22 protein-coding genes are annotated in these 18,814 nt (G+C 60.6%); 11 read left to right on the top strand and 11 right to left on the bottom strand.

The genetic code is table 11. From position 1 onward, the window contains the following. The first annotated feature begins 2 nt into the window (after positions 1 to 2). The 9 genes from ASD63_RS16990 to ASD63_RS16950 all read left to right on the top strand — a co-directional run bounded on the left by ASD63_RS16990 (position 3) and on the right by ASD63_RS16950 (position 7,970). Positions 3 to 797, top strand: a complete 795-nt coding sequence (locus tag ASD63_RS16990; RefSeq protein ID WP_060529564.1) for an NAD(P)-dependent oxidoreductase — start codon at positions 3 to 5, stop codon at positions 795 to 797. A gap of 2 nt (positions 798 to 799) precedes the next feature. Further along, on the top strand, positions 800 to 2,317 hold the full coding sequence (locus ASD63_RS16985) for an aldehyde dehydrogenase (NADP(+)) (protein WP_060529545.1): 1,518 nt from the start codon (positions 800 to 802) through the stop codon (positions 2,315 to 2,317). A gap of 83 nt (positions 2,318 to 2,400) precedes the next feature. Continuing rightward, the gene (locus ASD63_RS16980; protein WP_060529544.1) at positions 2,401 to 3,138 is read left to right on the top strand and encodes a FadR/GntR family transcriptional regulator; all 738 of its coding nucleotides are present in this window, start codon (positions 2,401 to 2,403) and stop codon (positions 3,136 to 3,138) included. Positions 3,139 to 3,218: 80 nt separating this feature from the next. Continuing rightward, the gene (locus tag ASD63_RS16975) at positions 3,219 to 3,959 is read left to right on the top strand and encodes a FadR/GntR family transcriptional regulator (RefSeq protein ID WP_034801882.1); all 741 of its coding nucleotides are present in this window, start codon (positions 3,219 to 3,221) and stop codon (positions 3,957 to 3,959) included. Positions 3,960 to 3,997: 38 nt separating this feature from the next. Then, complete coding sequence (locus ASD63_RS16970; protein WP_244497248.1) at positions 3,998 to 4,363, top strand: cupin domain-containing protein; 366 nt, start codon at positions 3,998 to 4,000, stop codon at positions 4,361 to 4,363. A 95-nt stretch (positions 4,364 to 4,458) separates the two neighbouring features. After that, complete coding sequence (locus tag ASD63_RS16965) at positions 4,459 to 5,481, top strand: ABC transporter permease (RefSeq protein ID WP_034801884.1); 1,023 nt, start codon at positions 4,459 to 4,461, stop codon at positions 5,479 to 5,481. Further along, positions 5,481 to 6,368: an ABC transporter permease gene (locus ASD63_RS16960; protein WP_034801886.1), complete on the top strand. Its 888-nt coding sequence runs from the start codon at positions 5,481 to 5,483 to the stop codon at positions 6,366 to 6,368. The genes ASD63_RS16965 and ASD63_RS16960 overlap by 1 nt, the downstream gene beginning before the upstream one ends. Before the next feature lie 4 nt (positions 6,369 to 6,372). Continuing rightward, on the top strand, positions 6,373 to 7,209 hold the full coding sequence (locus tag ASD63_RS16955; RefSeq protein WP_034801888.1) for an ABC transporter ATP-binding protein: 837 nt from the start codon (positions 6,373 to 6,375) through the stop codon (positions 7,207 to 7,209). Next, positions 7,209 to 7,970 carry an ABC transporter ATP-binding protein gene (locus tag ASD63_RS16950; protein ID WP_034801890.1) on the top strand — a complete coding sequence of 254 codons (762 nt, stop codon included), beginning with the start codon at positions 7,209 to 7,211 and terminating at the stop codon, positions 7,968 to 7,970. Before ASD63_RS16955 ends, ASD63_RS16950 begins: the two co-directional genes overlap by 1 nt. Before the next feature lie 456 nt (positions 7,971 to 8,426). Here ASD63_RS16950 and ASD63_RS16945 read toward each other — a convergent pair whose 3' ends face one another. The 3 genes from ASD63_RS16945 to ASD63_RS16935 form a co-directional block, all read right to left on the bottom strand. Then, positions 8,427 to 10,025 carry an ABC transporter substrate-binding protein gene (locus ASD63_RS16945; protein WP_034801892.1) on the bottom strand — a complete coding sequence of 533 codons (1,599 nt, stop codon included), beginning with the start codon at positions 10,023 to 10,025 and terminating at the stop codon, positions 8,427 to 8,429. A 90-nt stretch (positions 10,026 to 10,115) separates the two neighbouring features. Then, positions 10,116 to 10,745 carry an SGNH/GDSL hydrolase family protein gene (locus ASD63_RS16940; RefSeq protein ID WP_060529543.1) on the bottom strand — a complete coding sequence of 210 codons (630 nt, stop codon included), beginning with the start codon at positions 10,743 to 10,745 and terminating at the stop codon, positions 10,116 to 10,118. 17 nt (positions 10,746 to 10,762) lie between these two features. Next, a complete protein-coding gene (locus tag ASD63_RS16935; protein WP_060529542.1) occupies positions 10,763 to 11,911 on the bottom strand; it encodes a mandelate racemase family protein in 1,149 nt (382 codons plus the stop codon). A gap of 653 nt (positions 11,912 to 12,564) precedes the next feature. Between ASD63_RS16935 and ASD63_RS16930 the strand changes: the two genes are divergently transcribed. Then, on the top strand, positions 12,565 to 12,789 hold the full coding sequence (locus ASD63_RS16930; RefSeq protein WP_060516801.1) for a hypothetical protein: 225 nt from the start codon (positions 12,565 to 12,567) through the stop codon (positions 12,787 to 12,789). A gap of 99 nt (positions 12,790 to 12,888) precedes the next feature. On the opposite strand, the gene ASD63_RS16925 is transcribed toward ASD63_RS16930, so the two are convergent. Both ASD63_RS16925 and ASD63_RS16920 read right to left on the bottom strand, forming a co-directional pair. Further along, on the bottom strand, positions 12,889 to 13,392 hold the full coding sequence (locus ASD63_RS16925; protein WP_060529541.1) for an SRPBCC family protein: 504 nt from the start codon (positions 13,390 to 13,392) through the stop codon (positions 12,889 to 12,891). Continuing rightward, entirely contained in the window at positions 13,385 to 13,732 is a 348-nt protein-coding gene (locus ASD63_RS16920; protein ID WP_060529540.1) for a metalloregulator ArsR/SmtB family transcription factor, read from the bottom strand. Before ASD63_RS16920 ends, ASD63_RS16925 begins: the two co-directional genes overlap by 8 nt. Before the next feature lie 138 nt (positions 13,733 to 13,870). On the opposite strand from ASD63_RS16920, the gene ASD63_RS16915 reads away from it, so the two are divergent. After that, a complete protein-coding gene (locus tag ASD63_RS16915; protein ID WP_034801903.1) occupies positions 13,871 to 14,656 on the top strand; it encodes a L,D-transpeptidase in 786 nt (261 codons plus the stop codon). Positions 14,657 to 14,820: 164 nt separating this feature from the next. Here ASD63_RS16915 and ASD63_RS36630 read toward each other — a convergent pair whose 3' ends face one another. The 6 genes from ASD63_RS36630 to ASD63_RS16885 all read right to left on the bottom strand — a co-directional run bounded on the left by ASD63_RS36630 (position 14,821) and on the right by ASD63_RS16885 (position 18,808). Beyond that, positions 14,821 to 15,264, bottom strand: a complete 444-nt coding sequence (locus ASD63_RS36630) for an AbrB family transcriptional regulator (RefSeq protein ID WP_280138298.1) — start codon at positions 15,262 to 15,264, stop codon at positions 14,821 to 14,823. A gap of 218 nt (positions 15,265 to 15,482) precedes the next feature. Further along, entirely contained in the window at positions 15,483 to 15,908 is a 426-nt protein-coding gene (locus tag ASD63_RS36625; protein WP_051659602.1) for an AbrB family transcriptional regulator, read from the bottom strand. Further along, complete coding sequence (locus tag ASD63_RS16900; protein WP_034801905.1) at positions 15,905 to 16,204, bottom strand: antibiotic biosynthesis monooxygenase family protein; 300 nt, start codon at positions 16,202 to 16,204, stop codon at positions 15,905 to 15,907. Before ASD63_RS16900 ends, ASD63_RS36625 begins: the two co-directional genes overlap by 4 nt. Continuing rightward, positions 16,201 to 16,626, bottom strand: a complete 426-nt coding sequence (locus ASD63_RS16895) for a cupin domain-containing protein (RefSeq protein ID WP_060529539.1) — start codon at positions 16,624 to 16,626, stop codon at positions 16,201 to 16,203. The genes ASD63_RS16900 and ASD63_RS16895 overlap by 4 nt, the downstream gene beginning before the upstream one ends. After that, entirely contained in the window at positions 16,623 to 18,023 is a 1,401-nt protein-coding gene (locus ASD63_RS16890; protein ID WP_034801917.1) for an NAD-dependent succinate-semialdehyde dehydrogenase, read from the bottom strand. Before ASD63_RS16890 ends, ASD63_RS16895 begins: the two co-directional genes overlap by 4 nt. Continuing rightward, positions 18,020 to 18,808, bottom strand: a complete 789-nt coding sequence (locus ASD63_RS16885; protein WP_060529538.1) for a TIM barrel protein — start codon at positions 18,806 to 18,808, stop codon at positions 18,020 to 18,022. The genes ASD63_RS16890 and ASD63_RS16885 overlap by 4 nt, the downstream gene beginning before the upstream one ends. Positions 18,809 to 18,814: the final 6 nt, after the last annotated feature.

The following is an 18,814-nucleotide window of genomic DNA, read 5'->3' as shown; positions in this document are numbered from 1 at the left end:
GAATGAAACGCCTCCTGATCACGGGCGCGGCTGGCGCGCTTGGCCGCGCCTTGCGACCGCGACTGGCGTTGCTTGCCGAAACAATCCGTCTTGCCGACATCGCACCGGCTGATGTCACCGGCCCCAACGAGGAATGGATGCACTGCGATCTCGCCGAACCATGGGCCGTCGACGCGATGGTGGCGGGCTGCGACGGTATCGTGCATCTGGGCGGGATCTCCGTCGAACGCCCGTTCGACGAGGTTGTCACCGGCAACATCGTCGGCCTCTACAATCTCTACGAGGCCGCCCGCGCCCATGGCTTGCCCCGTATCGTCTTTGCAAGTTCAAACCACACGATCGGCTACTATCCGCAGACTGATCGACTTGGGCCCGATGCACCGTTTCGCCCCGACGGGCTCTATGGTGTGTCCAAATGCTTCGGTGAATCGCTCGCCCGCCTGTACTTCGACAAGTTCGGACAGGAGACAGCACTGGTGCGCATCGGCTCCTGTACAACTGAGCCGATGGACCATCGGATGCTGTCGACCTGGTTTTCTCATGGCGATTTCGCATCGCTGATCGAAGCCGCTTTCCGCTCCCCCGTGCTTGGTTGCCCGGTCATTTGGGGCGTTTCAGCAAACGACAGCTGCTGGTGGGACAATTCGCATCTGACTTGGCTCGGCTGGAGGGCGAAAGACAACGCCGAGGCCTGGCGCGAGAAAATCGAAACGAACGCGGCGAAACCAACCCCCGACAAGTCAATGGCGCGGTTTCAAGGCGGTGCCTTTACCGACAATCCTATCTTCAAGGAGTGACAATGACCTTCACCCCTCACGGCAAACACCTGGTTGCGGGCGAGTGGATCGCGACCGAGCAGACATTCAGCAGCGAACCGGCCCATGGTGCCGCGTTTGACTTTTCCGTCGGCACGCCGGATCTGGTCGACAGGGCCGCAAAATCGGCCGAGGATGCCTTCTGGTCCTATGGCCATTCAAGCCGGAAAGAGCGCGCGGCATTTCTAGAAACGATTGCCGATGAGATAGAAAGCCGCGGGGCGGCCATTACCGAAATCGGCAGTGCAGAAAGCGGTCTGCCGCCCGCCCGGCTAGAAGGAGAACGTGGACGCACCACCGGCCAGCTCCGACTTTTTGCAGCCCATCTCGGAAAGGGCGAGTATCTCGACAGACGCCACGATGAAGCGCTGCCGGACAGAAAGCCCCTGCCGCGCCCCGACATCCGACTGCTTCAGCGACCTGTCGGTCCGGTTGCGGTGTTCGGTGCCTCCAATTTTCCGCTGGCTTTCTCGACAATGGGCGGCGATACCGCGTCGGCTCTTGCCGCCGGGTGCCCGGTCATCGTGAAGGGCCATTCAGCCCATCCTGGGACGAGCGAAGTGGTTGCCGAGGCTGCCCACGCAGCGATCAGGAAGCAAGGGCTTCACCCCGGCGTATTCTCACTCATCCAGGGCGGTCGCCGGGACGTCGGCACTGGCCTCGTTACACATCCCCTCATCAAGGCCGTCGGCTTTACCGGCTCGCTTGCGGGTGGCCGCGCGCTTTTCGACCTATGTGCGAAGCGCCCGGAACCAATCCCCTTCTTCGGCGAACTGGGTTCGGTCAACCCGATCTTCATCCTGCCCGAAGCCGGCAAGGTCCGCTGCGAGGAAATCGCCAAGGGTTGGGCAAGCTCGTTGACGATGGGCGCCGGACAATTCTGCACCAATCCAGGCATTGCCGTGATCGCAGCAGGCGAGGCGCCAGCGTTTGCGGAAAGCGTGCGTGCGGCGCTTTCGCAGATCGGCGCACAAGTGATGTTGACGGATGGAATTGCCAAAGCGTATCGCGATGGGCGCAATCGCATCGCCTCAGGCAGCGGCGTTCGCGAGGTCTTCACATCCAGCTGCGATCGGCGCAACGTCACACCCAATCTCTTCCTCGTCTCTGCACGGGACTGGCTCGCCAACCATACGCTTTCAGAAGAAGTCTTCGGCCCGCTCGGCCTCATCGTCACGGCCGAAAGCATTGAAGAACTGGTCGTCGTCGCCCAGAGTTTCGATGGCCAGCTGACTGCAACTCTTCATCTCAACGACGGAGACACCGATCTTGCACGCCAACTTATGCCGATCCTGGAGCGCAAGGCCGGCCGTCTTCTTGTGAACGGATTTCCCACGGGCGTGGAAGTCTGCGACGCCATGGTTCATGGCGGGCCCTATCCGGCCTCTACGAATTTCGGCGCCACCTCGGTCGGAACTATGGCGATCCGCAGGTTTCTGAGGCCCGTATCCTATCAGAATGTACCTGACGGGCTTTTGCCTGCTGATTTGCTATCGGATTGAGGAGCGATTGCCTCGTCCGCCATCTTTGGCGTATCCAGAGATAAAGCGGCAGGTGCCGCCACATCCTGGAACCGGGCAACCACATGACGATAGCGACTGCTTCCGATACGAACGCCCCGCAGCCCAGGACCCTGGTGGCAAAGGTTACCGACGTTCTGCGCTCCCATATCGCCGAGGGCCGCTACCGGCCCGGCGACCGCCTGCCATCAGAGGCGCAACTGACCAAGGAATTTAACGTCAGCCGCACTGTCGTAAGAGAAGCGATTGCAGCACTGCGTTCCGACGGATTGGTCGAGGCACGACATGGCGTCGGCGTTTTCGTGCTGGAGCCTGCCCCGGCCGCAAGAAATTCGTTTCACAACGTCGATCTCGCCCGCGTCTCATCATCGATCGAGATGCTGGAAATCAGAACGGCAGTCGAAGGCGATGCAGCCGGGTTGGCCGCGCTTCGCCGCTCCCCGGGACAGGAAGGCAAAATTATCGAAGCGTTCGAAGCATTTCGCATCCGCGCCGAAAGTGGTGAGCCGACCGCCGAAACCGATTTTGCTTTTCATCTCGCCATTGCCGAAGCGACGAACAATCCAAGGTTTGCCGAGTTTCTCCATGTGCTCGGGCCGGCTGTCATCCCGCGCCGTGCGGTCGCCCGCGAGGGAGAGGAAGCCGCCCTTCCCTCCGTCGAGATGCGCCGGCTTCTCGATGAACACGAGGCGATACTCGACGCGGTCCATAGCGGGGATGAGGAACAGGCTCGCGCGGCCATGCGCGATCACCTGAAGAACAGCCAGACACGATATCGCTCCATGCTGCGAACCTTGCGCTAGCACTGGTTGAGAGAGCCGCACTTGCATTCGAACAGATTACGACTAACATGCCAGACAGGTTTGAGCATGTTAGGACGAAAATGGAAGCCGTAAACACTATGGAGCGTGGCACGTCGCTTGCGGCAAAAATCAGCGCCGCGCTGCGTCGCGATCTGGCGGAAGGCGTGTTTCGCCCCGGCGACCGGCTTCCGAGCGAAAGCGCTCTGACGCGCGAGTATTCCGTCAGCCGCACAGTCGTAAGGGAAGCGATTGCCATCCTTCGCGCCGACGGGCTGGTCGAAGCGCGCAAGGGCGCCGGCATATTTGCCCTTGAGACAAAGCCGGAAAAGGAGCAGCCTTTCAAGGATTTGAAGACCGAGCGGATTTCGTCGGTCATAGAGCTTCTTGAACTTCGGACGGTTTTCGAGGTGGAATCGGCAGGGCTGGCGGCCGCGCGCCGTTCACCCGCCCAGATCGAAACCATCCTTGAGGCCCATCATCGTGTTGGCGAGTGCCTGGCAACTGGCAATCCTACGCGCGATGCGGATTTCGAGCTTCACCTGGCGATTGCGGAAGCCACGCAAAACCGGCGTTTTCCGGAGTTTCTCCAACTGATCCGTACTGGCATCATTCCGCGCGGCGAGTTGCAGGGATCTGCGCCGGGGTCGCGCCCGAAGGACTACAACCTCCATCTTCAGGAAGAGCATGGCCAGATCGTTGAGGCAATCATCGAAGGCAATGCTGAAGCGGCGCGCGAGCGCATGCGCGCCCACTTGCGGGGAAGCCTTGATCGGTACAACGCGCTCTTGCGTTCCCGCACCATGAGCCCCGACGCAATTTAATAGACGCGCAGAGTTGTCATACAGGCGAAAGGACATGTATGGTGATGTTGTCATACATCACCTATGAGGTCCGCATGTTTCTTCCTACTTTCCCCACGATTTCGACCGATACCGGCGTCACCCGCCAGGTGCTTTCAGATTCGCCTGAGCTCATGGTCGTCTCCTTTCGCTTCGAAAACGGTGCAAAAGGCAAGCTCCACCGCCACCCGCACGTGCAATCGACCTATGTGGCGCGCGGCAAATTCCGCTTCTTTCGCAATGGACAGACCTATGAATTGAAGGCTGGCGACAGCCTCGTAATCCCCGGAAACACGGAACATGGCTGCGAATGCCTGGAGGCAGGAGAGCTCATCGACTGCTTCACACCCCGCAGAGATGACTTCCTCTCCGTCAGCTCTGCTTGACACTCGACATAACCTGTGACAGGTTCAGTGAAAGTTGTCATACAGGATTGGAGCCTGTAACGCCTCACCGCAGGCGACTGACAAACGGAGGAACCATGTCAATTCGTCGCCTACGCTTCCACGGCGTGGCCGGGCATGTCGGGACCATTGCGGTCACGTTGCTCGGCCTTCTGCTCCTGACGTTCTTCATCGGCCGCCTTATGCCTGCCGATCCGGTCCGCGCGATCGTCGGGGAGGACGCAACCCGCGAGACCTACGAACAGGTCTATCGTTCGCTCGGGCTTGATCGACCTCTTTGGGAACAATTCGCCTACTATCTTGGAGACGTTTTCACCGGCAACTTCGGAACCTCCATCCGCACGGGCCAGCCGGTCATTCAGGATATCCTGCACGTGATGCCGGCAACGATCGAGCTTGCGACCTTCGCAATCCTCATCGGAGCCGGCCTCGGCGTTCCGCTCGGAGTGCTTGCTGCCGTCAACAAGGACCGCTGGCCCGACCATGTCGTGCGCGTCTTCAGCCTGTTCGGGCACTCCATGCCGATCTTCTGGACCGGCATGATCGCGCTTATCGTCTTTTATGCTTATCTCGGCCTCGTCGGCGGCAGCGGACGCATGGACCAGTTCTATATTGGCCTTATCGAGGAGCGGACCGGATTCTTGCTGATCGATAGCCTGATCGCCGGCGAAATGGATGTGTTTTGGTCGGCCGTCAACCACATCATCCTGCCGGCGTCGCTGCTTGGCTACTCCTCTTCCGCCTATATCACGCGCATGACCCGCAGCTTCATGCTGGATCAGCTCGGTCAGGAATATGTCACGACGGCGCGCGTCAAAGGCCTTTCTCGCAGCCAGACGATCTGGCAGCACGCCTTCATCAACATTCGGGTGCAACTGGTCACCATCATTGCGCTTGCCTATGGCTCGCTGCTCGAAGGCGCCGTGCTGATCGAGACGGTCTTCGCGTGGCCGGGCTTTGGCCAATATCTCACCAATAACCTCATTACCGGCGACATGAACGCCGTCATGACCTGCGTCCTGATCGTCGGGATCATCTTTATCGCCCTCAATCTTCTGTCCGACGTTCTCTATCGCATCTTCGACCCGAGGACACGCTGATGACCACCCAAGCTGAAACTGCGTTCCGCTTGCCGGCTCCGCTTTACGCACTCAAGAACATCGTGCGCTTCCTGTTGAAGAGCCCAACCTCGACCTTCGGTCTTGCGGTCCTGGTGCTGCTCGTCCTTGTCGCAACCTTCGCGCCGCTGATTGCCACCCATGACCCCTATGCCCAGAACCTCGCAAACACGCTGCAGGCGCCTGGAAATGGACATCTGTTCGGCACCGACGAGCTTGGTCGTGACATCTTCAGCCGCCTGGTCTGGGGCTCGCGTATCACGCTTACGATTATCTTCCTCGTCTCGATTGTCGTTGGCCCAATCGGGCTCGTCATCGGCACGACTGCCGGCTATCTCGGCGGGAAGGTCGATACCGTGATGATGCGGATCACGGACATCTTTCTCTCCTTCCCGAGCCTCATTCTTTCGCTCGCCTTCGTTGCAGCGCTGGGTCCAAGCCTGAACAACGCCATTATCGCGATTGCGCTGACCTCTTGGCCACCGATCGCACGCCTCGCGCGCGCAGAGGCAATGACCTTTCGCAAGGCGGACTACATCTCGGCAGCCAGGCTCCAGGGCGCATCGGCCACACGCATCATCGTCAAGTCGATCATGCCCATGTGCCTGCCCTCGGTGCTCATTCGCCTGACACTGAACATGGCGACCGTTATCCTGACGGCTGCCGGTCTCGGTTTTCTGGGGCTCGGCGCCCAACCTCCGCTGCCGGAATGGGGCGCGATGATTGCGACAGGCCGCAAGTACATGCTTGACAGCTGGTGGCTCGTCACCTTCCCGGGTGTCGCCATTCTTTCGGTCAGTCTCGCTTTCAACCTTCTCGGCGACGGGCTGCGCGATGCGCTCGATCCGAAGCAGATGAACCGGAGGTAGACCGATGAGCCAAGACATTCTTCAGGTCGAAAACCTCCGCATCCGCTATGGCGGCGCAGCGACCGATGCCGTGCGCGGCGTGTCCTTCACCCTCGGCCGCGAACGCCTTGGCATCGTTGGCGAGTCCGGTTCCGGCAAATCGACTGTCGGACGGGCCCTGCTGCGACTTCTGCCGGGCGCCACGATTACCGCCGACACGCTGCGCTTTGCCGAGCTTGATCTGACAGCCCTTTCGGAAAAGGAACTGCTCAAGGTTCGCGGCCGGCGCATGTCCATGATCCTTCAGGATCCGAAATTTTCTTTGAACCCTATTCGCCGGGTCGGTGACCAGGTGGCGGAAACCTATCTGCGGCATTTCAATTGCACCAAGGCGGAGGCGCGTGAAAAGGCGCTCGCCATGCTGTCGGCAGTCAAGATCCGCGACCCGGAGCGCGTTTATGACCAGTATCCGCACGAGATATCCGGCGGCATGGGGCAGCGCGTGATGATTGCCATGATGCTGCTTGCTGATCCCGAGCTCGTCATCGCCGACGAACCGACCTCGGCACTCGACGTCACGGTGCGACTTCAGGTGTTGAACATTCTCGATGGGCTGGTGCGGGATCGCGGCATCGGGCTCATCATGATCAGTCACGATTTGAACCTTGTACGCAATTTCTGCGATCGCGTACTCATCATGTATGCCGGCCGTATCGTTGAAACGCTGGCCGCCCGCGATCTCGACAAGGCCCAACATCCTTACACGCGTGGCCTGCTGGCAGCTCAGCCGCGGATCGGCGGCCCACGCGCACCGCTCCGCGTGCTCGATCGCCGCCCCGAATGGCTGGAGGAGAAAGCCTGATGTCCGTCTCTATCGAAGTTCGCGATGTCTCAATCACCTTCGGTAGCGGTCCCACCGCGGTCAAGGTGTTGCCAACCGTCACCTTCTCCGTGGCGCCGGGCGAATGCTTCGGCCTCGTCGGCGAAAGCGGATCAGGCAAGTCCACGGTCCTGCGTTGCATCTCTATGCTGACCGACATCTGGACCGGCGACGTACTGATCGGCGGCAGGTCGGTGCGTGACATGCCGCTGATTGAGCGTTGCCGCACGCTGCAGATGGTCTTCCAGGATCCCTACGGTTCGCTGCATCCACGCCAATCGGTTCGCACGGTGCTGAACGAGCCTCTCGTCATCCACAAGCTCGGCGACCGGGAGGAGCGCATACGCAAGGCAATCACGGATGTGGGGCTGCCGGTCTCCTTCCTCGATCGTTTCCCCCACCAGCTCTCGGGCGGCCAGCGCCAGCGTGTTGCGATCGCGCGGGCGCTGATCCTCGAACCTTCCCTGCTGCTCCTCGACGAGCCGACGTCGGCGCTCGATGTTTCGGTGCAGGCGGAAATCCTGAACCTGCTTCAGCGTCTGCGTGAGGAGCGCGGCTTCACCTACATCATGGTGACGCACGATCTGGCCGTCGTGGACCATATGTGCGACCGTTTCGCGGTTATGTTGCGCGGAGAAATCACCGAAGTGCTGCCGCGCGAGGCGATCCCCGGCAACCAGGCAACCCACGCTTACGCGCGTGAGCTGATCGGCGCCTCGCTGGAGTACGAAGGCTCGCACTGAGCAAGCCGCATCTCCTCCCAAAAGAAGACTCCTCCTCCCCAACTCGCCCGGTCCTGTGCCGGGCTTTTCCTTGCCTGATGGCCCCGGTTGAGGACTATCGGTGTCTGAGCTTGCCAATGATCCCGGGAGCACGCCTGCGACCCTTTCGGCGCGTGCAGCCCGGGCATGTGAACCTGGCCGCGGCACGCTTGCCAATCGCTGCCCCTCCCCAGACGTACCGGTGATGAAGGTCTTCGCGAGGCGAGGGCGATGGGTAGGCAACCACGCAAACCCGCACAGATGAGGAATACTTCGGCTTCAAGCGAGAGGAAACCGAACAGCGGCAGCCACGGGGTGACGTTGCCGATTTCGTTCCGCATGCGTTGGCGCCCGGCCGACGGCACTTTTCAATGCAAAAAGAAGGCGCATGGTCAAATGCGCCTTCTTTCCTTCATTTCATTAAATTCCCGGAGCCGGTCACCGCTCCTTGGTGACACCTTCGAAGCGCGAGAGCCAGGGGCTGACGATCATCCCTTTCACATCGCTGCGGTACGCGGCCGTGTCGACCACTTCCGAGAAGGGTTGGATCGACATGACGACCTCGTCCATGTACTGCTGCACGCCCTCGTAGAGCTTGGCCTGCTTGGCCTGGTCGCGTTCAACCAGGGCCTCTTCGATCATCTTGTTCAGCTTCTCGTCATAGAAGCTGGTGCGCCAGCTCTGATAGTTGGTGAGCTTGGCATCGTCCGAATTGTCAGGATTGTAGGCGATAGAGCGTAAATTGTTGTCGGGGTGCGGCTGCTGGCCACCGCCGCCGCGGCCGAGAAGCAGTTCAAAGTTCCGTTCACGCATCGCGCCGTAGATCTGGTCGCCCGAACCGCTGATGAGCTCCGCCTGGATGCCAGCCTGGCTCAGCGTGTTCTGGATGGCCGTCGCAGCCTTCATGAAAGGATCTTCAGACAGGACACGCAACGTCGTCTTAAAGCCGTCCGGGTAGCCTGCCTCGGCAAGCAGCGCCTTTGCCTTGGCCACATCAAGTTTGTAGCCTTCGTCCGGCAGCGCGCCGAGGACGCCTGTCGACAAGGGCCGCTGATGCAGCTTGCCGTAGTAGGGCATGACAGCCTTGTCGAGACCCTCGTAATCGATCAGGTAGCGCAGTGCTTCACGCACTTTCTTGTTGGCGAAGCGCTCATCCTTCATCGAGACGCTGAGGTAGTAAAAACCCGAGCCTGGTGTCGATGCGATGGCGATCGCCTCGTCGGCCTCTAGCGACTTCAGGTCCGGCGCCTGCAAGGAATAGGCAACGTCAATGTCGCCTTTTTCCAGAAGCAGCCGCTGCGACTGCGATTCCGGCAGATGACGCATCAGCACCCGCTTCATTGCGGCCTTTTCACCCCAGTAGTCGTCGTTGCGCGTGAGGATGATGTACTCGTTCGATTTCCACTGCGTGAGCGTGAAGGGGCCGGAACCGGCGGAGTTCAGGGTCAGCCAGGCGGCGCCAAGATCGCCGTCCTTCTCGTTTTCGAGAACCGTCTTGCTGTCGAAGATGGAGCCAGGTCCGTTCTGCGCAAGGATCATCAGCAGCAGGTTCGGGTCGTCGGGTTTCGGAAGATTGATAACGAAGGTGTGGTCGTCTTCGGCGACGAAGGCTTTGTCGGCTTCTTCGAGCGTGAAGCCCCTTGTTTTCAGGAAAGAAGACTGCGCGAGATTACGCGCAAGCAGGCGCTTCAGGCTCCAGGCAACATCCTGAGCCGTGACGGGATTGCCCGACGCAAATTTCGCATCGCTACGCAGGTGAAAACGAATTGAATCGCGATCGGCGGAGACCTCCCAGCGCTCGGCAAGGCGTGGCTGGACACTGCGGTCCTTCGGCGAAAGGATGACCAGCGTATCGTAGATGTTGTTGAGGACCTGTACGGTCTCGCGGCCAGTGATGGCAGCGGGATCGAGCGTCAGGATGTTGCTCATTGTCGTTGCGACGACGAGTTGATCTTCCGGAGTTTCGGCGAACACGCCGTGTGGCGTTGAAGCGATGAGAAGCGCGCCGAACGCGACCGTTGCTAGAAAGCGTTTCATGTTTCCTCCTATTGCGGCCGCCCATGCGGGAGTTCGGCCTTCCGGTTACAAGTTCTGCCCCACCTGTTCCTCCACAGGCACCAGGACAGATCAGCCAAGAATTTCGGCAACGGGTGCTGCGAGCGCCCGGCCAATCGCCGCCGTGGCAGCGGCTTCCAGATGGACCCCATCGACCCGCGAGGCGTGTGCGACAGAGCCGGCATCAAAGAAGGCGTGTCCAAGTTCATCTGCGAGCTTGCGGTAGAGCGGAGAAAGCCGCTCTGATTCAGCAATGCTGCGTCCCGCCGCTGGCACCCCGCCCGGACCGGCGCAACAGGGTGGAGGGGCGACGATCAGCATTTTTGGCCTCGCACCACTTGGCTTGTAGGGAAAAGTGTCGATGATTTGCGCCAACCGGCGCACGCCGGAAACCGCTCCCTCCGCCCGCCCGCCATGCACGGGCTTGATGTCATTTGTACCGAGCATCACGATGATGAGGTCGAGCGGCATGTGGCTTGCGATCGCCACTTGCAGCGCCTTGGCCCCATTGCGGCACGCCGGTCCTCCATGGTCGTCATAGCAGGTTGTGCGGCCACCAAGTCCTTCGGGAATGACCTTTGCCGCACCGTTGAGTTCACGCGAGAGCACCTCGGGCCAGCGGCCTTCAGGCGGATGGCGTAGCCCGGTCTGCGGATCCGCTCCCCACGTCAGGCTGTCTCCAAAAGCGAGAATGGTTTTCATGAAAGATACCCCGCTTCTCACCGCACGCGGTTGTTCTCGATGAACTCGAAGTTGATATCCTCGCCGAGCCCCGGCCGAGCTGGGACATGGACATAGCCCTCGCGATCCATTGGATCGGACAATGACTTTAGGTAGTCGTGCCCGTCGTCGTATTCGAGGAACGGGTGAAGCAGCCCGCGTTCGTACCAGCGGCAATTCTTCGTCGCCGCGACGACATGCAAGTTCATCGCCGTATTGCCGTGTACCTCGCACTCCATCCCGAAGGCCTCGGCAAGATGCATCGTTTTTAATGCCGGCGTGATGCCGCCCACGTCATTCACGCCGGTCCGCAAGATGTCGCAGGCGCCCGCCTTGATCCATTCGGCACGGTGCCAATGCTTGCCGCCAGCGCTTTCCGGACCAACGACGGGGATATCGAGATTGTCGGCCAGCCACTTGTAGGAAGACAGCGACTGCTCATCCATCGGCTCTTCGATCCAATCGAAGCCGAGTTTTTCCAGTCCCCGCCCCAACTCGAGCGCATCCGTGCGCGAGTACCAATGAAAGGCGTCGATCATCAGGCGGATATTCGGTCCGACGGCTTCGCGCACGGCCGCACAGGCCTTGATGTCCATTTTCACATCCGGCGCCCAGCTGACAGGCGGCATCCAGGTGTGCAACTTGATGCCCTTATAGCCGCGCTTGACGAGAGCTTCGGCAAAGCGACCATAGTCTTCAGGTGTTGCGAGCCCCCCTTCCAGTTCGTCGCCGCACATGATGGAACCGTAGGCCAACACCTTATCGCGATAGCCGCCCACCAACTTGTATACAGGTTGCTTCAAACTCCGCCCGGCGAGGTCCCAAAGGGCGCAGTCGACCACCGCGAGCGTGCGATCCGTCAACTGCGCGGCCGATCCGCGTTGCCAATGGGCAAGGTCCTGCCAAAGCCGCTCGCGATCTCGGTGGTCCTGGCCAATCAGGACTTTCTTGACGAATTTGTCGATGACATGCGACCGCACGATTTCCGGCGCCGTGAAGGAATGCCCCTCCTGGCCGTCCTCCGTGCGAACAGTCAGCATAGCTTGCTCAACCTGGTGCGGCGGGCCTGGATGCGCGTGACCGGCGCTGTCCGAATGGCGGCGCGTGGTCGTGCGGAAAACCCGCACTTCGACGTCAGTGATGATCATTGGTCCTCCGGCATGTGAAAGGCGCGGCCTGGCCACACCAACTTGTCTAGGCCTAGATTAGACAGATATCAGTCAACCTGTCAAACCTGTATGACATGTTTTTAGAATATACCTGATAAGAACCCGGCCGCCCTGTGATCTCGCATAGATCGGGACGCAAGCCATGATGCGAGCGGAGCGACAACTTCGTGCTCCAGCAGGGCGAGCGACCGGCCAACGTGTGAGATCAACATCGCGTGCCGAACGAGGGGAACATGCGCAACAGCAACGGAAACGACCGTCCACTCGCGGGCTGGGTAGGTTTCCAGTCAGCCCCCGAGGATCCAGACGTGAAATTGCCCTCGATTGGAAATCGCGCTGGCTTGTAGCAACGCTCGGCAGACCCGTCCTGATCCGGGTTTCTTCGCGGTTACGCACCGCTGAGCAGGGCTTCTGGTAGAAATCGAAGGCCGTGTCACCGGCAGCGCCAAAGTGGGGGACCCCATTCCTTCACGACACGCTTTGGAAGCACAAATGCGGCGGCGAGACTGCCCTATCCTTTTTGACTGCGACAGCTACCAACGAAGGGCTATCGAAACCACTCCCTGTCCGCACGATGTAGGTCTGATCCTTCGCATACCTTCGCCATCACCTCAGCGGGCAGCCTTGCAAAGATGACCTTGAACGAAGCAGATCCTCGCCGAAAATACGCTGTCCGCTATCCGGACGGACTGACATCACAAGAAGCAATCGCCCTGCTCGAGCAGGCATGCGCCGACGTCGCCCCGGACCTAAGACTGAGCGAAATGAGTGGCGGAGCCACGGTCGAGGGCGAGCCTTGGCACGTCCTGTCGATCTGCTTGGCGCTGCCGCTGTTCGAGATGACCGAGATACCCTAGCCGCCCTCGCCAGCTATGCGCCTTTGCTCCAGCCCGAACGGCCGGCGAAGTCCACGTCAAAGGACCAGACGTCTACCGGGGAGCGTTTCCCGATCCGTGCTACTCGCCGGTGCTGGAAAGCAATTCGTCAAGCTGATCCAACTGCTCGGGCAATGCGGCCGCCCCGCTCTGCAGTGCTTCCTCAAGCGCTTCCTTGGACGGATAGATTTCGTAGAAAGTCAGCAAGGTTCTGCCGCCCTCGTCCTTAAAGGTCACGGTCGTGATTGCGCCCTCTTCGCCCTCATCGTTGGTCCAGACGATGCGCTCGTTCGGCACCACCTCAAGATACTTGCCATAAAAGGCCATGGTGTCCGAACCGCCGGCGCCGAATTCCAGCCGATACCTGCCGCCCGTACGCACGTCCATCTGGCACGATACGAACGAAACCCCAGGTGCCGATTTCGGCACCCACCAGCGCTGGAACAGCTCGGGCTGGCTCCACGCCCTGTAGACCATGCTCGGCGGCGCATTGAATGTCCGCGTTACGACGAGTTCGCGGTCCCCTTTGCGCTCGACTGACGTGCGGTTCTGCGCGCCAGCGGCTTTGTTGACTTGCTCATTCATCGCTTACCTCCCGTTTCAGTTCGCTGATGATCTCGTCCAGTGCCTCGAAGCGGGCCTCGAAGAGTTTGCGATGCGCCTCGATCCACTCGGCCTCCGCCTCAAGGCCACGTTTCCCAAGCTTGCAGGTTCTCACCCGTCCGACCTTCTGCGTGACGACGAGCCCCGCCCGTTCGAGAACCTGGACGTGCTTCTTCATGCCGGTCAATGTCATCTGGAACTTGTCCGCCAGACTGGTGATCGACGCGTCCCCTTGCCCAAGTAGATCGATGATCCCGCGACGGGTCGCATCGGACAGCGCCGCGAACGAGAGATCGAGAGGGGCATTATAATACTGAACCATGTAGTTCAGTATTTAACTTGCTTCCGAAGGAAACGCAAGCGGCGCGGCGGGGGACGCTTTCACTTCTTTTTAACCACGAATCGTGAAACTGCGCAGATCCGGAGGCATGATGCCGACGTTCGTCTAGGGTAAAAGTGCATGCGTAACCCGCAAGATCAGAAGCTCACCTCCGGCGCGACCAATTCGGAACCCGGCTACCTCATCACCCGCCGTGCCCTGCTTTCGAACCTCGGCGTCATGACCCTGCTTGGTGCCTCCGGCTGCTCGCAGTCCCTCGAACTCCCATCGCTCGAGCCGTCCAGTCGGATGTCGACTGCGAGCGTTGACTATATGTCGACCGGCGCAATCCCACCGATCAGTGTCGACAGCAACATCACCGACAACAGCACGATGTATGCCTCGCTGAACGACAATGGCTTCGTCATCCCGGCAATCCCATTCCAGAAGGTCAAACCGGAATTCCGTCGTCAGATCGTTCGCGACCCTACCGGCGAGGCGCCGGGCACGATCGTGGTGCGGCTTAGCGAGCGGCATCTCTATTGGGTGCAGGAAGGTGGCGAAGCGGTCCGCTACGGTGTCGGCATCGGCAAGGCCGGCTTCGAGTGGAGTGGGCGGGCAGAGATCCAGTATACGAAGGTGTGGCCGACCTGGACGCCGCCCAAAGAGATGATTGCGCGCAAGCCGGAGCTGGTGAAATGGACGGGCGGCCAGCCGGGTGGCCTCGACAACCCGCTCGGAGCCCGGGCACACTATATCTTCAAAGACGGCCAAGACACCGGCTATCGCGTGCATGGCTCACCGGAGTGGTGGACCATCGGCACACAGGCATCTTCCGGTTGCGTACGCATGATCAACCAGGACGTTGTCGATCTCTACAACCGGGTCAAGGCGTCGCCGACCAAAGTCCCGATTGTCGTCGCATAAGAGGGCGCTTCGAGCCCATTTCCCGGGATGCCAAACACCCAGGGCCAAGAGGATATGCGGATAGAGCCGCCGCCATCGCGGCCGAAAACGAGCCGCAAACTGGGCTGCAGCTTCCGAGCCACCAAATGAGCCACCCGGCATGCGCTCAAGACTCGTTCTGCCCTTTAGCTACCCGAACAGGGGCGCTGCACGAACTCACCGCACCGCTCCTTGAGCAGCCGGAAGGCGAGGGATGCACCGGCGACGACGGTGAGCACGCGCACAACATGGTGCAGTACGACAAAGGGCACTTCCACATGCAGCGACAAGGCAATGAGGCTCATTTCAGCGACCCCACCGGGAGAATAGGCAAGGACATAGGCAACGAAGCGGTCGCCGCCGGCCAGCGACAACAGCCAGGCGAACATGACGGTGGACAGAAGCATCAGGACCGTCGCGCCAGCGGCTAGCGCCAGCGCGCGCAAGATCAAGCGCGGCGAGGCATTGGCAAAGCGGCATCCAATCGTCGCGCCGATCACGACCTGCGCACAGGCGAGAGCGGCCACCGGCAGTTCGAAATCCGTCACACCAACCAGATGCAGGATGGCGCTGGCAAGCATTGGCCCCACGAGAAACCGTGCCCGGCAGTTTTAGAAGCGCGCCAAGGGCAACGCCACCAACGACTGCACTGCCAAACCAGATAACGTCCTCCGCCGATATTGCCATTTCACCGGCAGAAAAGATGCCCGTTCTGTCAATGGTAATGCCTGCAAATGTCTGGATCAGAAAAGGCAGAGTTAAGACGACGAGGAAAATCCGGGCAGAGTGAATGAGGGCAATCATGCGCTCATCGCCGCCCTTTTCCGCGCCAAGTGTGATCATTTCGACGAGCCCCACCTGGCATAGCCGAGAAGAAGGCGGTGACGGGATCAAGCCTGGCAATCCACCGAAAATAAACAAAGGCCAGTGCACCGGTGGGCGCAATGAAGGCGACCAAGCCGACGAGCGAAATGCTCCAGGCTGCCGCATGCGCGAATGCATCCGGTGAGAACGAAGTGCCGAGCATCGCACCGATCACCGCTGCCATCGGTGGTCTGGCCTGTTTTGGCAGAGAGACGGGAAGGCCTGCAAAGGCACAGACGGCCGTAGCCAGCATGGCCCCCAGCAGCCATGCGAGCGGCATATGCGCGAGCCACATCAAGGAGCCGCCGAAAGCACCTATGGAGAGCGTCAGCGCAAATCGCCCGCCCGTCTTCCTACCGGCGCGGTTCACCGGAAGCTCATAACCTGGCGCGTGTGCGTTACGACGGGTGTGGTCGCAAAGCACGGACCGACGATCTTGCGCCAAGTCTGAAAATCCGCCGAGCCTCGAAACCCGACCGTGTGATCCTCGACCGTTTCCCAATCGACGACGAGGCGATAGACCTGCGGCGTCTCGATGACACGGTGGAGAGCGATCCCGCGACATCCCCTGGCGTGGAGGAACAGCGGAGCGGCCTTTTCGACGCCCCGCTCGAAATCACCCTCCATCCCCGGCTTGATGGTCAGTTCTGCAACTTCCTGGATCATGCCTGGGCGCCCGGCTTGTGGCCATGCTCGGCGTCAATCGTGTGCTCCTCGCCGGTGTCGATCATAGTCCGGGTGGCATCGATCGATGCATAGACCCAGAAGATCCGCATGGGCTCCGTCTCCGACGCATTGATGAAGCGGTGCGGAACGTTCGCCGGTATCCAGGTCGTATCATTGGGTCCGAGGGGATAGCGCACACCGTTGATCTCGGCGATCGCCTCGCCATCGAGGATCATTACGCTTTCCTCGCAATTGTGCTTGTGCATGCCAATCGCAGCGCCTGGATCGAACGCGGTGATGCCGTTGATCATGCTATTTGAGCCGCACTTGCGCGTGACCAGCGGCGTGGTGCGTGCGCCGTTGCCACGGTCGTTGGTCTTCAATTCCCTTGGCCGCAGTACGGCCGGCATCGCAATGCTCATCGTGCTCCTCCATGTGCTGTCGCCGGCGTCTGGGCGGCGCCAATCCACACGGTCTTGATGTTGACGAACTCGCGGATGCCGTAGACCCCGAGTTCGCGCCCGTAGCCGGAGCGCTTGATGCCGCCGAAAGGGTAGCGAGGGTCGGAGGCGACCATGCCGTTGATGAAGACGGCGCCGGCTTCGATGTCGTGCGCAAGCGATCGGGCGCGTTTAAGATCGCTGGTCCAGAGCGCGGCACCGAGGCCGAATTCCGTCTGGTTGGCGAGCGCCACCGCCTCTTTGGCATCCTTAACGCGGATAATCGCCGCAACCGGCCCGAAGGTCTCCTCGCAAAACGCAGCCATGTCGGGGCGGACATGGTCGAGGACCGTCGGCGAATAGTAGAATCCATCACCTTCAAGCGGCGCACCGCCAACTCTAAGTATCGCGCCGGCAGAAAGGCTGCGCTCGACCTGTTTGTGCAGGCCAGTCATCAGGTTCTCCCTGGCCATCGGGCCGATATTCGTTTCGCGCTCCATCGGGTCGCCGATCTTCAGCTTCGCCACCTCTTGTAGGAAGAGTTCAACGAACCGGTCGGCGATGGTTTCCTCGACGATGAAGCGCTTGGCATTGACGCAGGATTGGCCGACATTGATATAGCGCGCCTTGACTGCGATCTTTGCCGCCTCTTCGAGATCGGCATCGCCGAGCACGATGAACGGGTCCGAGCCGCCGAGCTCAAGCACCTGCTTCTTCAAGGCCTTACCGGCCTGGGCAGCGACAATCGCCCCTACTTCCGTCGATCCCGTCAACGTCACGGCGGCGATCCGATCGTCCGCGATGATGCCGGCAACCTTCGACGGCTCGATCAGCAGCGTGGCGAAGAGACCTTCAGGGCAGCCGGCTTCCCGCATCACCTCTTCGATCGCGAGCGCGCATTCCGGAACATTGTTGGCGTGCTTCAAGATTGCGCCATTGCCTGCTGCAAAGGCCGGGGCCGCAAAGCGGAAGAACTGCCAGAACGGATAGTTCCACGGCATGATCGCCAAGACCACACCGAGCGGATCGAAGGCGATGACGCTCTCAGCCGCGTTCGACGCCACCGGTTCATCCGCAAGGTACTTCGGCGCATTCTCGGCGTAGAAATCGCAGTTGTAGGCGCATTTTTCCACCTCAGCTTCGGCTTCTACGATCGGCTTGCCCATCTCGCGGGTGATCATGGCGGCATAGCGAGACTTTCCGGACCGCAGCACCCGCGCCATGGCGTAAAGAAGCGTGCAGCGCTCAGCGACTGGCACTCTTCGCCAGCCGGCCTGTGCCTTCGCCGCCGCGCTCAACGCCTGGTCAACATAGGCATCGTCGTGAAGGTCGTAGCGCGCGAGCTCGCGGTCGTTGGCCGGATTGATGGAAACGATCATGCTCTTCTCCTGGTTTCTGATCTCGCCCGCCAGGCGGCGAGAAATGTCAAACTCTCGGCAGTGTTCGCCGAGGGTGTGAACTCGAAGCCGACGGCGCCCTGGAAGCCATGCGCTTTGAGTGCCGAAAGGACCGGTTCGAAATCGATCGTCCCAGTCCCTGGCTCTTGCCGCCCCGGATAATCGGCGATGTGGACGTGCCCGATGCGATAGGCATTTGCCGCGATCCACCGAGTCGGATCGATGCCGGTCGCGCTCGCATGGAAGGTATCGAGGAGCAGCAAGAGATTGCCGGGACCAAAGACATCCTGCACGTGGCGCGCCTGCTCCAGTGTGGAGAGCGCATAGCCTGGCACCGACCGCTCACTGATCGCCTCGATCAGGATCTTCACCGGCGTGCCGGCGGTTCCCTGGATGGCGTAATGCAGGTTCTCGAAGTACACGCTTTCGGCGTCTGCATCGCTAGGTGGAATGCCGGCCATCGGGTGAAGGTAGGGCGCATCGGCGGTGAGCGCGAACTCAAGGGCGTTATCGAAGGCTGCGCGAAATTCGGACTGCCGGCCCGGCAGCGCGGCGAGACCTTTTTCGCCCTTCGCGAGGTCGCCGAATGCGCAGGAGAGCTGCGCAAAGCGGAGACGGTGTTTCTCTAAAAGACCGCGGATGATCGCCGGCTCGAACGTCTCCAGATAAGGGTGTTCAATGGCATCAAAACCCACCGCAGCCGCCGCTTCGAAGCGTTCCTCGAAGGGTAGCTCCCTGAACCGATAGCCGATATGGGCCGAGAACATGGACCG

The sequence above is a fragment of the Ensifer sp. Root558 genome, assembly GCF_001427045.1.
Taxonomy (GTDB): Bacteria; Pseudomonadota; Alphaproteobacteria; order Rhizobiales; family Rhizobiaceae; genus Ensifer; species Ensifer adhaerens.
The sequence above is the reverse complement of the archived record's forward strand: the minus strand, read 5'-3'. Positions and strand labels throughout refer to the sequence as shown.